Source organism: Amaricoccus sp. W119, assembly GCF_047275745.1.
In the GTDB taxonomy this organism is placed as follows: domain Bacteria; phylum Pseudomonadota; class Alphaproteobacteria; order Rhodobacterales; family Rhodobacteraceae; genus Amaricoccus.
The window spans coordinates 1-768 of the sequence record NZ_JBKQWU010000207.1 but is presented as its reverse complement, the minus strand read 5'-3'; the positions used below and the strand labels follow the sequence as shown (position 1 = coordinate 768).

The 768-nt window shown below is 64.7% G+C and carries 1 pseudogene; it reads left to right on the top strand.

What is annotated here, in order from left to right:
* Nucleotides 1–495, top strand: a pseudogene (locus tag ACLJK8_RS23020) (hypothetical protein); the annotation flags it as partial.
* Nucleotides 496–768 lie beyond the last annotated feature (273 nt).

Sequence of the window (768 nt, the reverse complement as noted above, 5' to 3'; positions counted from 1 at the left end):
CCTGATCCGCCCAACAGTTTCCACCGTCGTCATCCTCCGCCTCTTCGCCAGCTCCGATCGCAGGCGAGCACAGATGACCCGGTGGGTGGTCCCCGATTAGGCGCCGATCACAGGGTCAGGTGGGCACCAATTGCACGCCGAAACACACTCGCAGGGCTGCTCGACAAGGCGAACACGGCCTCGGCGGTCTGGGCGGATACCGCCTATCGCTCGCAGAAACACGAGAAGCGGATCGCGGGAGCCGGGCTGGTTTCGAAGATCCACTTCCGCCGCGCGCCGGGCAAGGCGCTCACCGCGAACCGTCAGCGCGCCAATGCCGCCCGCTCGAAGATCCGTTCCGCCGTCGAACATCCCTTCGCCGAGCAAAAGGGGCGCATGGGACTGTGCGTGAGGACCATCGGCATCGCCCGCGCCAAGGTGAAGATCGGCCTGGCCAACATCGCCTTCGACATGAAGCGGCTCGTCTTCCTGGAGCGGAGCGAAGCGGCCGCGTGAAGCACGAAAGCCGGGAAACGGCGACCCCGGTCCCCGGAGCGCCCGGTGAAAGCGCGGAAACGGTCATCATATGCGTACCTGAACGCCCAAGACAGCGCCTCGGCGCCCAAATGATGCTCTCAAGCCCCGTTCTTCAGGGTGTCCAAGTGTCGCTTCAACGTACGGCTCCGGGGAGGGCCGTCTGACGCTGGGGTGCCTTTCGGTTTAGAGGCGACCTTATGGCCGACCTTAAGTTCAGACCCGAGATCGAGATCCTCCACGCTTCCGACGTCG